Source organism: Nocardia sp. NPDC051833 (assembly GCF_040681225.1).
GTDB lineage: Bacteria > Actinomycetota > Actinomycetes > Mycobacteriales > Mycobacteriaceae > Nocardia.
On record NZ_JBFAYK010000001.1, the window covers coordinates 367,987 to 383,322 of the forward strand.

The following is a 15,336-nucleotide window of genomic DNA, read 5'->3' on the forward strand; positions in this document are numbered from 1 at the left end:
CCATGACGGCGGAATTCACCGGCTGGCACGTGCTGGCCGAGTTCGGTGGTGTCGACACAGACCTGTGTGACGATCTCGAACGACTCGAATCGGCGTTGCGTGAGTCTCTGATCGCGGCGGGCGTCACCATCTGCGATGTCGTTCACAAAAAGTTCGATCCGCAGGGGGTGACCGTCCTCGCCCTGTTGTCGGAGTCCCACGCCTCGATTCACACCTATCCGGAGTCCGGCGACATCTTCGTCGACGTCTTCACCTGCGGCAGCATCGGCGCCGGTGCGACGAAGGCGGTAGAACTCCTGCGAGACAAGTTGTCTCCCAAGGATGTTCGTATGAAGGTCGTCCAGCGCGGCCACGGTGCCGAGAAGATCTACGAACCGGTGGGCGACGGCCTGACCCGGATCTGGGATCTGCACGAGGTGATCGTGGACACGAACACCCCGTTCCAGCACATGGTGATCGCGCGGACCGATCAGGGCATCTCCCTGTTCTCCGACGACGACCGCCAGTCCACCGAGTTCTCCCAGGTCACCTACCACGAGGCCATGATGGTCCCGGCGTTCGTGCTGGCCGAGAAGCTGGACCGGGTGCTGATCATCGGTTCCGGCGAGGGTGTGGCCTCGCAGATGTCGGTGGCGGCGGGCGCGACCCTGGTCGACCACGTCGACATCGACCAGCGCGAGGTCGAGCTGTGCGCCCGGCACCTGCCCTACGGCTACACCACCGAGGAACTGGCGGCCGCGGTCGCCGGCGAGGGTCCGGTGCACGTGCACTACGCCGACGGCTGGGACTTCCTGGCCAACGCGCAGGAGGCGGGCACCCGCTACGACGTGATCGTCATCGATCTGCCGGACGAGCGCGTCGAGGACGCCCAGCACAACCGCCTCTACGAGGCGGAGTTCCTGTCCCGATGTAAGGCACTGCTGGCGCCCGGCGGCGTGCTGTCGGCCCAGGCCGGCTGCGCGACCATGTGGCGCAACGAGACCCTCAAGCGCTCGTGGGGCCGGTTCCACGAGCAGTTCGCCACCGTGGTCCCCTACGGCAGCGACGAGCACGAGTGGACCTTCCTGTTCGGCCTGAACGAGAAGATCGACGACCCGGTGCGCGGCATGACCGACCGCCTGGCCCTGCTCCCCTACCGCGCCGAGACCATCGACGCCCGCGCCCTCGAGCGCGGCGCGATCGAGCCCTACGCCCTGCGCGCCTGAGCTCGCTTCGCGACAGCCACCGAAGGCGGTGACCCGGACCCGGGTCACCGCCTTCGTCGTTTCCGCGGATCACCACCGGGCTGCCGATTCCGGTGTCGTGGCTCGCCGAACGTTGGCAGTATGCAAGATGCACAGCATCGACAGAATCGAGTCCGCTCATGACGCCGACACCGTTGTCCGCCGACGGTCTGATGCCGGTCCGCGCGCCGTCGGGCCATCGCCCGCGCCTGGACGCCCTGTCGCGGGCCGGGCTCACCGAGTTCCGCGCGCTGTTCGACGCGGCGCCCGCGGTGACCGAACGCGACTTCGCGCGGCTCGACGGTGATGTGACGATGCGGTCGTTCCCCGGGTCCGCCGAGCGGGTGCTCGGGCCGGTGATGGCGCGGCCGTCGTATTTCTGGGTGGCGAAATCGTTTCGTCACGTGGACGGCGGGGTGGCGGTCGGCCACAACGTCTTCCGTCTGCTCGGCGGCATGCGGGCGCTGAATTTCGTGGCCACGGTGGGTGATTCCGTGCTCGACGGGCGCGCGGCGGTGCTGTTCGACTACGACGATCCGCGAGTCGGTTCGCGGCGGCCCGCCCGGCGGATCTACGACGAACTGCGGGAGATCGAGCCGGATCTGTGGCTGGGCCCGAGCTACTTCCTGACCCGGGGGAAGCGGATCCCGATGGGCTGGTTCGCCCTCGACGCCGCGGTGCCGTTCGACGGCCCGGCCTGACGAACGGCGGCGCGCCGGGCGCGGGAGAGCCCGCACCCGGCGCACCGTGGCACCCTCAGCCGCGCGCCGCGCGTTGGGCGCGATACTCGGCGACGTTGACCCCGCCGACGCCCCAATCCGTCAGCGCCACTTCGTCGATCACCACGTAGGTGCTGTCGGGCGACTTGCCGAGCACCTCGAACAGCAGGTCGGTGACACCCTTGATCAGCTGACCCTTCTGCTCCGGGGTGACCCCTTCGTCGGTGACCTTGATGTTGACATACGGCATGGTTTGGTTTCCTTTCTACGCCGCTCTACCCGAGATGAACCCGCCGTCGACGGGGAGGATGTGGCCGGTGACGAACTCGGCGTCGGTCAGGTACAGCACGGCCGCCGTGGTGTCGGCGACCTCGCCGATCCGGCCGAGCAGCGCAGCGCCCGCGGCGGCGCGCTCGTCACCGTCACCGAACAGCGGGGTGCGGATGATGCCGGGCGCGACCGCGTTCACCCGGATCCGGGCGGGCGCGAGTTCGGCGGCCAGGCTGGTGGTCAGGGCGTGCACGCCGCCCTTGCTGATCAGCGCTGCCGACGCGGGCAGCCCGGTCATCGCGTGGTCGATGAGCACGGTGCCGATATTGACGACGCTGCCGCCGTCGCCCTGGGTGAGCAGCTGGCGCACCACGGCCTGGGTGGTGAAGTAGGTGCCCTTGAGGTTGCCACCGAGATAGCGGTCGAGCTCGGACTCGGTGACGTCGACGAAGGGGGTCGCGCCGAACACGCCCGCGCTGTTGATCAGCGCGTCGACCCGACCGAATCGCTCCAGAGCGGCGCGGACGTATGCCGATCCCGTTGCGGGCGAGCCGATATCACCGGCCACGGTGGCCACGCGATCCGGCGCGTCCAGTTCCGCGGCGACGGCGGCGAGCTTGTCCGCGTCGCGCCCGCCCAGGACCACCGCGTCGCCTCTGGCGACGAAGGCGCGGGCGACATCACGCCCGATTCCGCTGGATGCCCCGGTCACGACGACCGTCTTCGGAGTCGACATCGACTGTTCCTTTCGAGTTCGGATACGACCGGTCGTCTTAGGATGGACGACCGGCAGGGTTGGGACGCGAGATAGGGCTTTGGTTACGGCCGGAAGTAGTCGTCGAGCAGGCGGCGCAGACACTTGTCCAGCGGCTCGACGGTGCGGTCGATCTTCATCCGGATGACCGCACCCTCCCACGACTCCAGCAGCAGATCGGCGAGGTCGACGGCATCGATGTCGGCGCGCACCGTCCCCTCGGCCTGCGCGGTCCGCAGGGCGCCCGCGACGCCGTCGCGCCAGGCCGCCCAAGCCGCCGAGAGCGCGGTGCGCAAGGTCTCGCTGCCCTCGAGTTCACCGCCGAGATTGGCGATCAGGCAGCCGCCGGTGTAGTCGGCGGCGACGAAGTCCGCGGTCAGCGTGCCGAAGAAGCGGCGCAGTCCGGTGAGCGCGTCGGGGGCGCCGCCGAAGGCTTCGGCCAGGTTGCGCTGCACGCACAGCGAGTGATGCTCGATCACCGCGTGCGCGAAGCTCTCCTTGCTGTCGAAGTAGTTGTAGAACGACCCCTTCGGCACGCCGACCTTGTCGAGCACCTGCTTGATGCCGGTGCCGTGATAACCGTTGGACAGCAGACCGACCGCGCCCTCCTCGATCAGGAGTGCTCGGGTGTCGTCGCTACGTCGGGGCCGTGCCATGCGAACGACTATACGACCGGTCGTCTACTAATCGCAAGAGGTATTCGTCAGTCGTCGTCGACGCCGCGCGCCGCCAGCGCCTCCCCCATCGCATCGGCGGTCCGCAACGCGCGCACCAGCACGGGCGTGACCAGGGCCGTCGCCGACCAGGACACCCCGCGAGCGCGGCGCGCCTCGGCGACGTCGTGCACGATCTGCGCCAGCAACGGAACGCAGCGAATGGCCAGGGCCAGCAGCAGCCCCACCCGCTCGGGATCCACCCCGACCCGGCGCAGCGGCCCGAGCGCGCGGGTGAGGGCGTCCAGCAGGTCGGTGACCCTGGTCGTCACGGTGACCAGCGCCGCGAGCGCGACCGAGGCGAGCAGCACAGCGCAGACGACGACCGCCCGGGTCGGCGAGGTGGTGAACAGCTGGAACACACCGATGATCAGCGTCATCCACAGCACCGGCCGGATCTGCGCCAGCGCCACCCGCCAGGAGATCCGCGCGAGCGCGAACAGGCAGGCGATCGCAAGTACGAGCACACCCACCCCCGGCAGACCGCGCACGAAGACGGTCATCGCGACGATCGCGACGACGAGCAGCACCAGCTTCGCCCCCGCGGGCATCCGGTGCAGCGGGGAATCGCCGGGACGGTATAGGCCGATCACTCGACGAGCCGCCGGTACGCGCCGACCGCGTCCGCGGGCGGGCCGTCGTAAGCGACGGACCCGTTGTCCAGCACCACGACTCGGTCGAAGCCGTCGAGCAGGGCGAGCTGGTGTGTCACCACGATCACCTGCTGGTCGAGGGCGTTCAGCGCCTCCGACACCCGGCGGGCGTTGCGCAGGTCGAGCAGGGTGGTCGGCTCGTCGGCGACGATCACCTCGGGCTCGCGGATCAGCGCGGAACCGATCGCGAGCAACTGCTTCTGCCCGCCCGAGAGCAGGTGCGCCGGATGGTCGGCGTGCGCGCTCAGCCCGAATCGGTCCAGCATCCCGGTCACCCTGGCCGCGATCTCGGCGCGGCCGAGGCCGCTGCGCCGCAGCGAGAACGCCAGGTCCTCGGTGACGGTCGGCATCACGATCTGGGTGTCGGGATCGGTGAACACGAAGCCGACCTTGCGCCGCACCTGGGCACCCTTGCGGGCAGCGTCGATCCCGTCGACCGTGACGCTGCCCGAGGTCGGCTTCAGCAGGCCGTTGAGCATCCGCGCCAGCGTCGACTTCCCCGAGCCGTTGGCGCCGATGAGCCCGACCCGTTGTTCGGTGATCCGCAGGTCGATCTCGCGCAGGACGGTCCGGTCGCCGAACCGGTGGCCCACCCCGTCGAGGACGATCTCGCTCACGCGCGCCGCCGACCCGCGCGCTCAGCCACGGATCAGTCCGGGATAGGCCCGGTGCACGCCCTTGGCCACCACGGTGGCGATGACGACCTTGGCCAGGTCGCCCGGCACGAACGCGAAGTTGGTCGATATGGCGGCCCAGAGCCCAAGGTCGGTGCGGACCAGCAGGCCGGCGGTACCGAACAGGTAGATGACCAGGATGCCGCCGAGCGCGTTGATCAGCAGGCCCGGCACGATCGGGTACTTCGGCAGGATAAGCGCGGTCAGCGACCCGATCACCAGCGTGGCGGGAATCCAGCCGATCAGATAGCCCGCGGTCGGCGAGGCCAGCGCGGTCAGGCCGGTGCGACCACCCGAGAGCAGCGGCAGGCCGATCAGGGTCAGCGCGATGAACACCGCGACGGCGGCGGTGCCCTTGCGCGCGCCGAGGATCGCGCCGGTCAGGATCACACCGAGGGTCTGCAGGGTGATCGGCACGCCACTGAATCCGACGGTGATCGCGCCCGGCAGCCCCAGGGCGGCGATCAGCGCGGCGAACACCGCGATCTGCGCCAGGTCCCGCGCGGCGAAACCGACCGCGGGCTTAGGGGATTTCTCGATATCGGACACAGCGGACATCCTTCACCATGGAATTGAACGACGTTCAAGATAGCAGGTGAGCCGCCTGAGTCCGCGGCCGGAAGACATCGGCGAGCATTTCGCCGCGCCCGAAGATCGATTACGATTCGAAGGTTGGGACTTCCCGGGCGGCGCTCGCCGCACAACGGCAGCGCGCCGACAACCCGTGGCCGAGGAAGGGCCATCATGTCGATAGCGCTACAACGTTTTTCGAACTTGATCGCCGCGATCTACGGCGCGGGCAACGACCCGGACCGGTGGGACTCGGTGATCGGGGAGATCACCGACACCTTCGGCGCGGTCCACGGCTTCCTGGTCATCGCCGATCCGGTCGGTGACCGGTTCGCGATCAAATCCGCGGGGGCCAGCAGCCCGCCGGATCTGCCCGCGCAGCTCGAGCGCGTCGCCGAGCGGGTCCAACAGCTGCCGGTCGGCAGCACCGCCACCAGCGACGACCTGTTCGCCGTTCCGGAGCACGGCAGCGCGCTCGCCGACCAGGTCAGTGCGAACGGCCTGTCCAACAGCTTCCTGGCCCGGCTCAGCGACGATCGCCCGTCGTCGTGGATCTGCCTGACGATGCCCGATCACCAGTCGATCACCGGCCATCCCGCGGGCCTGGCGCTGCTGCGGGTGCTCGTGCCGCACCTGCGCGGCGCGCTGCGCACCCAGTCCAAGCTGGTCGAACTGTCCCGGGACCGGGCCTTCGCGCTCGCGACCCTGGAGCAGGCGCACTACGGGATCATGATCGTCACCACCGACGCGGCACTGGTGTTCGCCAACTCGATGGCCGAGCGGATCACCGAGGCGTCCGACGGGTTGTCGGTGGACGCCTTCGGCTGTCTGCGGGCCGGATCCCCGACCACCCAGAAACAGCTCAGGGACCTGATCAACTGCGCCGCCGACCCCGGATTCTCCAGCGGCAACGTGGCCGTCACCCGCTGTTCCGGCCGCAAGCCGCTGATTCTGCGGGTGTCCCCGCTCGACGGCATCGCCGGCGACGGACTGTGGCACCGCGCGGTGCTGCTCCTGCTCGTCGATCCGGATCACGACCCCGAGCCGGAGCCGGAGGCCCTGCACGATCTGTACGGCCTGACCGACGCGGAGACCATGGTCGCCATGGGGGTGCTGCGCGGCGACGGCTTGCCCGCCGTCGCCGATCAGCTCTCCGTCTCGGTATTCACCGCCCGCACGCACCTGCAGCATATTTTCGCGAAGACGAAAACACACCGACAGGCGGAATTGGTTCGGCTCCTGCTGACCACTGCCATTTCCGCGCAGTAACTATTCGCAATCAAATCGGATGGAATCCTGCACCGATTCCGCCGCGTGCGTCGACATCCGCGAGAATCAGCGAGAAATTCGCGCCGACCTGCGGGCCGATGCACGGCAACCCGATATAGCCGTTGACGATCGCGACGAGCGTCGAACCGACGACGACGGGCGCGCCGGAATCACCGAGGATCACGCAGATCTGGGTCAGCGTCCACGAGGCGCCACCGAAGACGTCTCCGTAGACCAGCCCACAGGTCTGCCCTGTTGTCCGTCCTTCCTTACAGGCGACAGCCGGGAACTGGGCGGGCACGCCGACGTCGGTGATCGTGGTCGAGCCGACCCGGTTCACCGGGATCACCGCACTCTCGTCGAAGGCGATGACCGCGTAGTCGAGATCGCTGCCGAGCAGCGCGATCGTGCCGACGTTGCCTGCCTCGGGATCGGCCTCGGCGGCCACTCCCATGCCCTCACCGGCGGCAGCGCAGTGCGCGGCCGTGAAGCCGACCAGACGACCGGCACCATCCCAGCCGATCGTCGTGAGTGTGCAGGTCGAGCCGTCGTCGAGGACGATGCCGGAGCCACCACCGAGCGTCACCGGGGCGGCTCCCTGCGCCGTCCCGACAGTGCCGACGGTGCCCCAGACCAGCAGCAGCGTGGCGGCGGCGATCCACCACCGACCCCATGTCGTAGGAGCACTCCCGCGCTGAAGTGCGGGAGTGCCTCGATTGCTTCTCGTTGTCGGCATCTGCGTGTCAGACCACGCAGACCGGGTACAAGAAGGGAACGGTGATCAGGACGATGCCGCATGCGAGGAAGGCACCGGGGATCGTGATGAACGGTGACAACACAACGGGCTCGACCTGAACCGGAACCGGTGCGACGGGGACGGGGTCCGCCGCCGGTGCTGCGCCGGCGACGCCGGCACCTAGAGCGATCATCGGCGCACAAGCGAGCACCGCGATGGTTGAACGTACTTTGTACATGGCCATTCCTTCGACTGTCTCCCACATTTGTCGTGCCGATCCCACGACGGAATCGTCACCCTATAAAGGACAGCACCGACGGCCCGGAATATCGTCGTACGAACAGATGAGATCTAAAAGGGCCGCTTCGATCGGATCACAGCTGCGAGGTATTCGTAATCCTCGGCCCGCGCGGATGACCCCCGATATGCCAGCCCGATCGTGCGGCCGGGCGCGGGATCGGCGAAGCGCGCGGTGTCGAGGGTGGCCCGCGCGGTCTCGGTGGCCACGGCCATCTGCGGAATGAGGGTCACCCCGAGGCCGCCCGCGACGCACTGCACCACGGTCGTCAGCGAGGCGGCGCGGGTGTCGCCGACCGCGCCGGGGTGCACCTCGGCGGTGCGGCACAGCTCCAGCGTCTGGTCGCGCAGGCAGTGGCCTTCGTCCAGCAGCAGCAACGGCATGTCGGCCAGCACCGGCGCGGCCAGGTCGGTGCGCCCGGCCAGCTCGTGCCCGCGCGGGGTGACGAGCACGAATTCCTCGGAGTACAGCGGGATCTCGACCAGGCCGGGGGCGTCGGTGGGCAACGCGAGCAGGGCGACGTCGAGCACGCCGGTGCGCAGCCCGTCGAGCAGCCGGGCGGTCTGGTCCTCCACCACCTGGGGCACCAGCGCGGGCAGTTTGCGGCGCAGCTCGGGCAGCAGGTCCGGCAGCACGTAGGGCGCGACGGTCGGGATAATGCCCAGCCGCAGCACGCCGCCGAGTCCGTCACCGGTCGCCGAGGCCACGAAACGGTCGGCCGCCTCGAGGGTCGCCATCGCCTGCGGCAGCAGCCGCATCCCGGCCGCGGTGACCAGCACGCGACGGGTGCTGCGCTCGATGAGCTGCAGTCCGAGGCCGTTTTCCAGTGATGCCAGTGCCTGCGATAACGTGGGTTGGCTCACAGTCAAACGCGCTGCGGCGGTGCCGAAATGCCGATATTCGGCCACGGCGACGAACGCACGCAGCTGCGACAGGGTTGGCTGATAAGTCTGATCAGTCACGCCTATCAGTGTACGACGAGCGATCGGCTTTACCTTTCAGTACGCTTTCGGCAAGATCACCGCGGGCTCACACGACGAGCGCGACCACACCACGAATGAGGAGATGAGCATGGCTCTGCTGACCATCGGCGACCAGTTCCCGGCATACAACCTCAAGGCAGTCATCGGAGGTGACCTGTCGAAGGTCGACGCGCAGCAGCCGGACGATTACTTCACCCAGATCACCAGCGACGACCACGCGGGCAAGTGGCGAATCGTGTTCTTCTGGCCCAAGGACTTCACCTTCGTGTGCCCCACCGAGATCGCCGCCTTCGGCAAGCTGAACGAGGAGTTCGCCGACCGTGACGCCCAGGTGCTCGGCGCCTCGGTCGACAACGAGTTCGTGCACTTCCAGTGGCGCGCCCAGCACGAGGATCTCAAGACCCTCCCCTTCCCGATCCTGTCCGACCTCAAGCGTGAGCTGGCCGCCGCCACCGGCGTTCTCAACGCCGACGGCGTCGCCGATCGCGCCACCTTCATCGTCGACCCGAACAACGAGGTGCAGTTCGTCTCGGTGACCGCCGGTTCGGTCGGCCGCAACGTCGACGAGGTGCTGCGCGTGCTCGACGCCCTGCAGTCCGACGAGCTGTGCGCCTGCAACTGGAAGAAGGGCGATCCGACCATCAACGCGGGCGAACTGCTCTCGGCCAGCGTCTGATCCACCCGTCCCCACCGAACACCCAGAGGAGCCCCACTGTCATGAGCATCGAGAACCTGAAGAACTCCCTCCCCGAGTACGCCAAGGACCTCAAGCTCAATCTGTCGTCGATCGCGCGCACGACGGTGCTCAGCGAGCAGCAGCTGTGGGGCACCCTGCTCGCCTCGGCCGCCGCGACCCGCTCGGCCACCACGCTGCGCGAGATCGCCGAGGAAGCCGCCGACGTGCTGTCCGCCGAGGCCTACGAGGCCGCGCTGGGCGCCGCGTCGATCATGGGCATGAACAACGTGTTCTACCGCGGCAAGGCGTTCCTGGACGGCCGCTACGACGATCTGCGCGCCGGCCTGCGGATGAACATCATCGGCAACCCCGGTGTCGACAAGGCCGACTTCGAGCTGTGGTCGTTCGCGGTCTCCTCGATCAACGGCTGCGCGCACTGCCTGGAGGCGCACGAGAAGACGCTGCGTGAGGCCGGTGCCTCGCGCGAGGTGATCTTCGAGTCGCTGCGCGCGGCGGCCATCGTCGCCGGTGTCGGCCAGGCGGTGCAGTCCACCGAGGCCCTGGCCTCGGCCGCCGTCTGAGGTAGCGCCCCGCGGCCCCCGACCGGGATCCGGTCGGGGGCCGCGGTCGTTTCCCGAGGACACGACCGGGCGCGCGATCCTGCCGGGCCCGCGTACCGGCCGGTAGGCTCGCGATCATGAACGCACATGATGTGCCCGATGCCCCGGACATCCAGGTCGAGGTCGTCCGAGTGTTCACCGACCCCGCCGGGCAGCTCGGCAACGCGCTCGGCATCGCCCGCGCGGGTGACGTCGTCGCGCTCGACAAGCAGGAGCTGGCCGCGCGGCTCGGCTTCAGCGAGACCACCGTCGTGCAGGACCCCGTGGACGGGATCGCCGACATCCGGATCTACACGCCCACCGTGGAATTGCCGTTCGCCGGGCATCCGAGCGTCGGCACCGCGTGGTGGCTGGCCGTGCAGCGCACGCCGGTACACACCCTCCAGGTCCCCGCGGGACCCGTCGCCGTCGCCCAGACCGACGGCCTGACCTGGATCACCGCCCGCGCCGAATGGGCGCCCGACTTCACCTTCCACGAGCTGGCCACGGCCGAGGAACTGGCGCTGCTGCGGCCCGACGACTTCAGCACGGGCCAGCACTACTTCTGGACCTGGACCGACGAACCGCGCGGCGCCCTGCGCTCCCGCATGTTCGCCCCCGCCATGGGCATCGCCGAGGACGAGGCCACCGGCGCGGCGGCGGTCGCGCTCACCGCCCAGTTGCGCCGCGGTCTGGTGGTGACCCAGGGCCAGGGGTCCCAGCTCTACACCGAATGGGATTCCGACGGCTGGGTGCGGCTCGGCGGCCGGGTCGCCGAGGACCACGTGGTGGTGCTCTGAGCTCAGCTCCCCAGCGGGCCGCCGAAGCGGCGTAGCCAGGGTGGGCGGGCGGTCCAGTGCCCGCGCCGTGGGGTGCCGGGTCCGGCCAGGTCGGCGAGGATGCGGGTCTCCAGGTGCCGGGGCGGGGTGCGCTGGTCGTCGGCCGCCAGGCGCGCGAGCACGTCGTGCACACCGCGGACCCGGTCGGCGAATTGCGCGAGACCGGGCGTGGTCATGGTGGCCAGCTTGTTCTCGATGTGGTGGTGTTCGAGTTCGGCGACCGCGTCGAGGGCGTAGGCGTCGGCGAGGGCGAGCACCGAGCCCGGTGGACACCAGTGCCGCGTGCTGCCGACGCGGATGGTGCGCTGCTCGGCCAGCCGCTCCACGCCCTCGGCGAGCAGCCGGGTGACGACGGGGACCCGCAGGCCCAGTTCGCGCCCGATCGCGCGGTAGGTGCGCCCGCCGTAGTAGGCGAGCACGAACACCTCGCAGTGGCTGTCGAGCGGATCGGCGAAGCCGAGCCGGGCCGACGCGGCGAGCCAGGGCATGTCGTCGCGGTCGTGCCGGTCCAGCCGCAGTCGCTGGATCGCGAGCCGGTGGACCTGAGCGAGCAGCCAGGTCTGCTCGGCGTCGAACTGCGGTTCGCCGCGCCCCCGGTAGGGCGCGGGCAGTTCTGGCTCGCCCACCGGCGGGAGGTCGCCGCCGACCCGGGAGCCGTCGCGGCCGTAGACCGCGCCCCGGCCGAAGCCGGTGTCGGAGCCGGGGTCCCGCCGCTGCCCGCCGACGAATGCCGAACGGCCCCAGGGCGTCCCGAGATCGGGACCGTGGTCGTCCGCGAGGTCGGCCGGTGGGTCCGGCGGCTCGGCGTCGGCCGTCCACGGGGTCGTGCGGAGTCGCCGATATCCCTCGCGGACAACGTCTTCAGCCGCACCCCGCCGGTGCAGCACCCGCAGCGCCAGCCCGAAGGCCGCCGCACCGGTGGCCCGGAAGAGGGTGCGCAGCGCCTCGCGGTCGTCCGGCTCGGACGGGAGGTCGGGGACGGACCGCTCGACGCCACCGACCGCCGGGTCGGGACCACGCTGCCGGTTCATCGTCGAATTCCTGTCCACACAACGGCAATTCGCAGCGCGAGCGGTTGTGGATCGGTATTCACCGCCCGATCGCGGCGATCAGCATGAAGGCGGTACCGATATCCATCACCACATGGGGGATCAGCGCCGAGCTCAGTGGATGGGCACCGGCCGGGTGGACGAACCGGTGCGGGCGCGGTCCGTGACCGACGGTGCCGAGCGCGAGCAGGGCGTCCAGCGCGAACAACGCGGCCAGCGCCAGCGCGGGCCAGGCCGGTCCACTCACCGTGTGCCCGCCGCCGTGCCCGGCCATCGCGTACAACATCGCCGCGGCAGCGAGGGTGTGGTAGCCGAGCGCCATGACCCCGTCGGGACCCCCGGCAGCACCCGCCCGCAGGCCGACGACGCGCTCGGCCAGCAGGATCGCGAAGGCGACCGTGAGCGCGGTGAGGACACCGCGCACGGCCAGCGGATGGGTCGCGGCGGGGAAGATCAGCATGGCCAGCATCACCAGGCACATGAGCAGGTGGGCGCTGTCGGCCGCCGCGTCGACCCGGTGCCCGGGCGCCACCCGGCCGGTCAACCGCCGCGCGACGATGATCGTCGCGAGCACGAACGCGGCGACCACCGGCCACCGGACGAGTGCATAGTGCTCAACGAATTCGGCCACACCCCACCACCTTCGAGTCGAGACCCGCGCACCCCATGCTCGCATCGACCGGTGTCCCCGCGGGCGGGTTTGCCCCCAGGCGAGAGCACCCGCGGGAGATGACGGATCATGGACCGATGTCCGACGCACCCTCCGTGGCCTCGGCGCAGGCACTGCGCGTGACGGTCGACGACCTCTCCGACGCCCCGATCCGCGACCTGCTGACCGGCCATCACACCGAGATGGCCGCCAACTCCCCCGCCGACAGCATGCACGCCCTCGACCTGGCCGCCCTGCGCGATCCCGCGGTCACGGTGTGGAGTGCCTGGGCGGGCGCCGAACTGGCCGGCTGCGGCGCGCTCAAGGAACTCGACGCGGGCCACGGCGAGATCAAGTCCATGCGCACCGCCGACGGGTTCACCGGCCGCGGCGTCGCCGCGCGGGTGCTGGCCGACATCGTCGCCGAGGCGCGACGACGCGGCTACGCGCGACTGAGCCTGGAAACCGGCTCGAACGCGTACTTCGCACCCGCCCGCCGCCTCTACCTACGGCACGGGTTCACCGAGTGCGCGCCCTTCGCCGACTACGTCCTCGATCCACACAGCCAGTTCTTCACGCTGGCCCTCTAGCCACCGGCCCCGTGCTCAGCCCAGGGCGCGGGTGAAGCCCTCGACGAGCTCGGCGACCTGCGCGTCGGTCATCACGAACGACGGCGAGATCTGCATGGCGCCCTGACCGGCGGCGCGACCCGAGATGCCGTGCTCGCGCAGGGTTTTCACCAGGCCGGGACCCTCGGACGGATCGGCCAGCTGCACCGCGGCCACCGCACCGAGCCCGCTGCGTACCTCGGCGACGCGCGGATGCTCGGCCAGCGGCGCGAGCAGCGTGTGCAGGGTGCTCTCCAGGCGGGCCGCCTCCGCGAGCAGCCCTTCGCGTTCGACGATGGCGAGGTTGGCCAGCGCCGCGGCCGCCGCGCCCGCGTGCCCGCCGTAGGTGTAGCCGTGCCGCCACCAGACGCCGCCCGCGAAGAACGGCTCGGCCAGGTGCGGTGCGATGAAGACCGCGCCCATCGGCACGTAGCCCGAGGTCAGGCCCTTGGCGGTGGTGACGAGGTCGGGTTCGAGGGCGAACTTGGTGGAGGCGAACCAGGTGCCGCCGATCCGGCCGAAACCGGTGACCACCTCGTCGGCGACGAACAGGATGTCGTTGTCGCGGCAGATCTGGCGCACCTCGGCCAGGTACCCCTCCGGCGGCAGGTACACCCCGCCCGCGCCGATGATCGGCTCGCAGAAGAAGGCCGCGATCTGCTCGGCGCCGATGTCCTCGATCAGGGCGAGCAGCGATTTCGCGTCGTCCCATTCGACGGTGCGGGTGTCGGCGACGAGTTCGCCGTACCCCTCCCGGTTGCCGGCCAGACCACCGATCGAGGTGCCGGCGTAGTGCATGCCGTGGTAGGCCAGGCGGCGGCCGACCAGGATCTTCTTGTCGGTGCGGCCGAGTTCGTGCCAGTAGCGGCGAGCCAGCTTGGCGGCGGTCTCCACCGAGTCCGAGCCACCGGAGGTGAAGAAGATCTTGCTGCCCGGTACCGGCGCGATCGCCGACAGTTTCTCGGCCAGTTCCTGGGTCGGCGGTTCGGTGAGGTCACCGAAGTTGGAGTAGTGCGCGATGGTGCGCAACTGCTCGGCGACCGCGTCGGCGATCTCGGCGCGACCGTGCCCGACATTGGCGAACCAGAGCCCGGCGGTGGCGTCGAGGTACCGCGTGCCCGCGGTGTCGTAGACGTAGGCACCGTCACCGCGAGCGACGACGAACGGACCGTCCCGAGTGACGGCACCCATATCGGCGAATCCATGCCAGAGCGCATTCATGGCTCCACACTTACCCGAACCGGCCCGGCCGCGCTCGCCGGACTCGCGGATGTCTCAATCCGCGGACGCGCGCTCCCGCCACCACGCCCGCAGATCGCCCAGCGACGCCATGGCTACCGCGAGGACGGCGAACACCAGCGACAACACGACCAGCCCGATCGCCATCGACAGGTAGCCCTGCTGGCGCGGATCGATGAACGGATACGGATACCAGTCCACGATCGGGCCGCGGATCAAGCTGTAGGCGCCGTAGAGCAGCGGGTAGATCAGCCACTGCCCGACCAGTGCGGGACTCGGCCGCAGCCGCTCCGGCATCGACACCAGCACCCAGTCCAGCAGCAGCACCAGCGGCAGGTACCGGTGCATGACGTCGTTGATCCACTTGTCGTTGAGCATCACGTCGATCCGGGAGAGCAGGACCGCGTAGACGACCATGGTGATCAGCATGTACAGCGTCGCCGCGCCACGGAACAGCTGCCAGCCACGGCCCTGCGGGGCGAGGAATCCGCCGACCAGCAGCACGATCACGCCGAGGATGTTCGACTCGACCGTGAAGTAGCTCAGGTAGTTGGTGAGCGAGAACGTCGCGGAGTCGATGTTGCGCAGCGGAATCCACAGCAGCGCGACCGCACCGAGGATGCCGAACCCGATCCGCAGAACCCTGATCCACCACGCCGTGCCCGCCGCTGCGCTCATCTCGGGATCATCGCACGCTCCGACCGCGAAAACGCCGGTCTGCGGCGTCGCGTCGCGGCATCGACGGCGACCGCTCCGGACACGCGCGGGCCGACGGTCCGGTCCGACGGTGTGTCGTTGGTCTCCGCGACACCGGC

20 protein-coding genes are annotated in these 15,336 nt (G+C 69.7%); 7 read left to right on the forward strand and 13 right to left on the reverse strand.

All coding sequences use genetic code 11. The annotated features are described in order from the left end of the window. Positions 1-2 precede the first annotated feature (2 nt). A complete protein-coding gene (gene speD / locus AB0L91_RS01740) occupies positions 3-1,205 on the forward strand; it encodes an adenosylmethionine decarboxylase (protein ID WP_355277591.1) in 1,203 nt (400 codons plus the stop codon). A 158-nt stretch (positions 1,206-1,363) separates the two neighbouring features. Next, positions 1,364-1,924 carry a hypothetical protein gene (locus AB0L91_RS01745; RefSeq protein ID WP_355277601.1) on the forward strand — a complete coding sequence of 187 codons (561 nt, stop codon included), beginning with the start codon at positions 1,364-1,366 and terminating at the stop codon, positions 1,922-1,924. A 55-nt stretch (positions 1,925-1,979) separates the two neighbouring features. Here AB0L91_RS01745 and AB0L91_RS01750 read toward each other — a convergent pair whose 3' ends face one another. The 6 genes from AB0L91_RS01750 to AB0L91_RS01775 form a co-directional block, all read right to left on the reverse strand. Next, entirely contained in the window at positions 1,980-2,192 is a 213-nt protein-coding gene (locus tag AB0L91_RS01750) for a 4-oxalocrotonate tautomerase family protein (RefSeq protein WP_355277604.1), read from the reverse strand. A 15-nt stretch (positions 2,193-2,207) separates the two neighbouring features. Continuing rightward, positions 2,208-2,948 carry an SDR family NAD(P)-dependent oxidoreductase gene (locus tag AB0L91_RS01755; protein ID WP_365006880.1) on the reverse strand — a complete coding sequence of 247 codons (741 nt, stop codon included), beginning with the start codon at positions 2,946-2,948 and terminating at the stop codon, positions 2,208-2,210. Positions 2,949-3,031: 83 nt separating this feature from the next. After that, positions 3,032-3,622 carry a TetR family transcriptional regulator C-terminal domain-containing protein gene (locus tag AB0L91_RS01760; protein ID WP_365006881.1) on the reverse strand — a complete coding sequence of 197 codons (591 nt, stop codon included), beginning with the start codon at positions 3,620-3,622 and terminating at the stop codon, positions 3,032-3,034. A gap of 47 nt (positions 3,623-3,669) precedes the next feature. Beyond that, complete coding sequence (locus tag AB0L91_RS01765; protein ID WP_365006882.1) at positions 3,670-4,272, reverse strand: energy-coupling factor transporter transmembrane protein EcfT; 603 nt, start codon at positions 4,270-4,272, stop codon at positions 3,670-3,672. After that, a complete protein-coding gene (locus AB0L91_RS01770) occupies positions 4,269-4,949 on the reverse strand; it encodes an ABC transporter ATP-binding protein (protein WP_365006883.1) in 681 nt (226 codons plus the stop codon). The genes AB0L91_RS01765 and AB0L91_RS01770 overlap by 4 nt, the downstream gene beginning before the upstream one ends. A gap of 21 nt (positions 4,950-4,970) precedes the next feature. Then, a complete protein-coding gene (locus tag AB0L91_RS01775; protein WP_357344689.1) occupies positions 4,971-5,564 on the reverse strand; it encodes a biotin transporter BioY in 594 nt (197 codons plus the stop codon). A 186-nt stretch (positions 5,565-5,750) separates the two neighbouring features. On the opposite strand from AB0L91_RS01775, the gene AB0L91_RS01780 reads away from it, so the two are divergent. After that, on the forward strand, positions 5,751-6,845 hold the full coding sequence (locus AB0L91_RS01780) for a LuxR family transcriptional regulator (RefSeq protein WP_357344687.1): 1,095 nt from the start codon (positions 5,751-5,753) through the stop codon (positions 6,843-6,845). A 10-nt stretch (positions 6,846-6,855) separates the two neighbouring features. On the opposite strand, the gene AB0L91_RS01785 is transcribed toward AB0L91_RS01780, so the two are convergent. The 3 genes from AB0L91_RS01785 to AB0L91_RS01795 all read right to left on the reverse strand — a co-directional run bounded on the left by AB0L91_RS01785 (position 6,856) and on the right by AB0L91_RS01795 (position 8,841). Beyond that, on the reverse strand, positions 6,856-7,485 hold the full coding sequence (locus AB0L91_RS01785) for a serine protease (protein WP_365011138.1): 630 nt from the start codon (positions 7,483-7,485) through the stop codon (positions 6,856-6,858). A gap of 103 nt (positions 7,486-7,588) precedes the next feature. After that, positions 7,589-7,825, reverse strand: a complete 237-nt coding sequence (locus AB0L91_RS01790) for a hypothetical protein (RefSeq protein WP_355277618.1) — start codon at positions 7,823-7,825, stop codon at positions 7,589-7,591. A gap of 107 nt (positions 7,826-7,932) precedes the next feature. Continuing rightward, on the reverse strand, positions 7,933-8,841 hold the full coding sequence (locus AB0L91_RS01795; RefSeq protein ID WP_355277620.1) for a hydrogen peroxide-inducible genes activator: 909 nt from the start codon (positions 8,839-8,841) through the stop codon (positions 7,933-7,935). A gap of 109 nt (positions 8,842-8,950) precedes the next feature. Between AB0L91_RS01795 and AB0L91_RS01800 the strand changes: the two genes are divergently transcribed. From AB0L91_RS01800 to AB0L91_RS01810, 3 genes are all read left to right on the forward strand, one after another. After that, positions 8,951-9,538, forward strand: coding sequence for a peroxiredoxin (locus AB0L91_RS01800; protein WP_019048020.1), 588 nt, complete (start codon positions 8,951-8,953; stop codon positions 9,536-9,538). Between the two features lie 41 nt (positions 9,539-9,579). Beyond that, complete coding sequence (locus AB0L91_RS01805) at positions 9,580-10,119, forward strand: carboxymuconolactone decarboxylase family protein (RefSeq protein ID WP_355277623.1); 540 nt, start codon at positions 9,580-9,582, stop codon at positions 10,117-10,119. 116 nt (positions 10,120-10,235) lie between these two features. Further along, positions 10,236-10,937, forward strand: a complete 702-nt coding sequence (locus AB0L91_RS01810) for a PhzF family phenazine biosynthesis protein (protein WP_365006884.1) — start codon at positions 10,236-10,238, stop codon at positions 10,935-10,937. A 2-nt stretch (positions 10,938-10,939) separates the two neighbouring features. Here AB0L91_RS01810 and AB0L91_RS01815 read toward each other — a convergent pair whose 3' ends face one another. Together AB0L91_RS01815 and AB0L91_RS01820 are read right to left on the reverse strand one after the other, a co-directional pair. Next, positions 10,940-12,007: a hypothetical protein gene (locus AB0L91_RS01815; RefSeq protein WP_365006885.1), complete on the reverse strand. Its 1,068-nt coding sequence runs from the start codon at positions 12,005-12,007 to the stop codon at positions 10,940-10,942. Positions 12,008-12,065: 58 nt separating this feature from the next. Continuing rightward, a complete protein-coding gene (locus tag AB0L91_RS01820) occupies positions 12,066-12,656 on the reverse strand; it encodes a DUF5134 domain-containing protein (RefSeq protein ID WP_365006886.1) in 591 nt (196 codons plus the stop codon). Between the two features lie 116 nt (positions 12,657-12,772). Here AB0L91_RS01820 and AB0L91_RS01825 point away from each other — a divergent pair, with 116 nt between their 5' ends. Continuing rightward, entirely contained in the window at positions 12,773-13,264 is a 492-nt protein-coding gene (locus AB0L91_RS01825; RefSeq protein WP_357344680.1) for a GNAT family N-acetyltransferase, read from the forward strand. A gap of 15 nt (positions 13,265-13,279) precedes the next feature. Here the strand turns inward: AB0L91_RS01825 and AB0L91_RS01830 are convergent, their stop codons facing one another. Further along, on the reverse strand, positions 13,280-14,503 hold the full coding sequence (locus tag AB0L91_RS01830) for an aminotransferase class III-fold pyridoxal phosphate-dependent enzyme (RefSeq protein WP_365006887.1): 1,224 nt from the start codon (positions 14,501-14,503) through the stop codon (positions 13,280-13,282). Between the two features lie 54 nt (positions 14,504-14,557). Further along, positions 14,558-15,199 (reverse strand): Pr6Pr family membrane protein, encoded by a 642-nt coding sequence (locus tag AB0L91_RS01835; protein ID WP_365006888.1) that lies wholly within the window; start codon positions 15,197-15,199, stop codon positions 14,558-14,560. Positions 15,200-15,336: the final 137 nt, after the last annotated feature.

Excerpts from the sequence above, each read along its gene's own strand:
- AB0L91_RS01810 (WP_365006884.1), top strand. The coding sequence starts at position 10,236 with ATGAACGCACATGATGTGCCCGATGCCCCGGACATCCAGGTCGAGGTC.
- AB0L91_RS01825 (WP_357344680.1), top strand. The coding sequence starts at position 12,773 with ATGTCCGACGCACCCTCCGTGGCCTCGGCGCAGGCACTGCGCGTGACG.
- AB0L91_RS01805 (WP_355277623.1), top strand. The coding sequence starts at position 9,580 with ATGAGCATCGAGAACCTGAAGAACTCCCTCCCCGAGTACGCCAAGGAC.
- AB0L91_RS01760 (WP_365006881.1), bottom strand. The coding sequence starts at position 3,622 with ATGGCACGGCCCCGACGTAGCGACGACACCCGAGCACTCCTGATCGAG.
- AB0L91_RS01755 (WP_365006880.1), bottom strand. The coding sequence starts at position 2,948 with ATGTCGACTCCGAAGACGGTCGTCGTGACCGGGGCATCCAGCGGAATC.
- speD (WP_355277591.1), top strand. The coding sequence starts at position 3 with ATGACGGCGGAATTCACCGGCTGGCACGTGCTGGCCGAGTTCGGTGGT.
- AB0L91_RS01800 (WP_019048020.1), top strand. The coding sequence starts at position 8,951 with ATGGCTCTGCTGACCATCGGCGACCAGTTCCCGGCATACAACCTCAAG.
- AB0L91_RS01835 (WP_365006888.1), bottom strand. The coding sequence starts at position 15,199 with ATGAGCGCAGCGGCGGGCACGGCGTGGTGGATCAGGGTTCTGCGGATC.
- AB0L91_RS01775 (WP_357344689.1), bottom strand. The coding sequence starts at position 5,564 with ATGTCCGCTGTGTCCGATATCGAGAAATCCCCTAAGCCCGCGGTCGGT.
- AB0L91_RS01830 (WP_365006887.1), bottom strand. The coding sequence starts at position 14,503 with ATGAATGCGCTCTGGCATGGATTCGCCGATATGGGTGCCGTCACTCGG.
- AB0L91_RS01780 (WP_357344687.1), top strand. The coding sequence starts at position 5,751 with ATGTCGATAGCGCTACAACGTTTTTCGAACTTGATCGCCGCGATCTAC.
- AB0L91_RS01745 (WP_355277601.1), top strand. The coding sequence starts at position 1,364 with ATGACGCCGACACCGTTGTCCGCCGACGGTCTGATGCCGGTCCGCGCG.
- AB0L91_RS01815 (WP_365006885.1), bottom strand. The coding sequence starts at position 12,007 with ATGAACCGGCAGCGTGGTCCCGACCCGGCGGTCGGTGGCGTCGAGCGG.
- AB0L91_RS01790 (WP_355277618.1), bottom strand. The coding sequence starts at position 7,825 with ATGGCCATGTACAAAGTACGTTCAACCATCGCGGTGCTCGCTTGTGCG.
- AB0L91_RS01750 (WP_355277604.1), bottom strand. The coding sequence starts at position 2,192 with ATGCCGTATGTCAACATCAAGGTCACCGACGAAGGGGTCACCCCGGAG.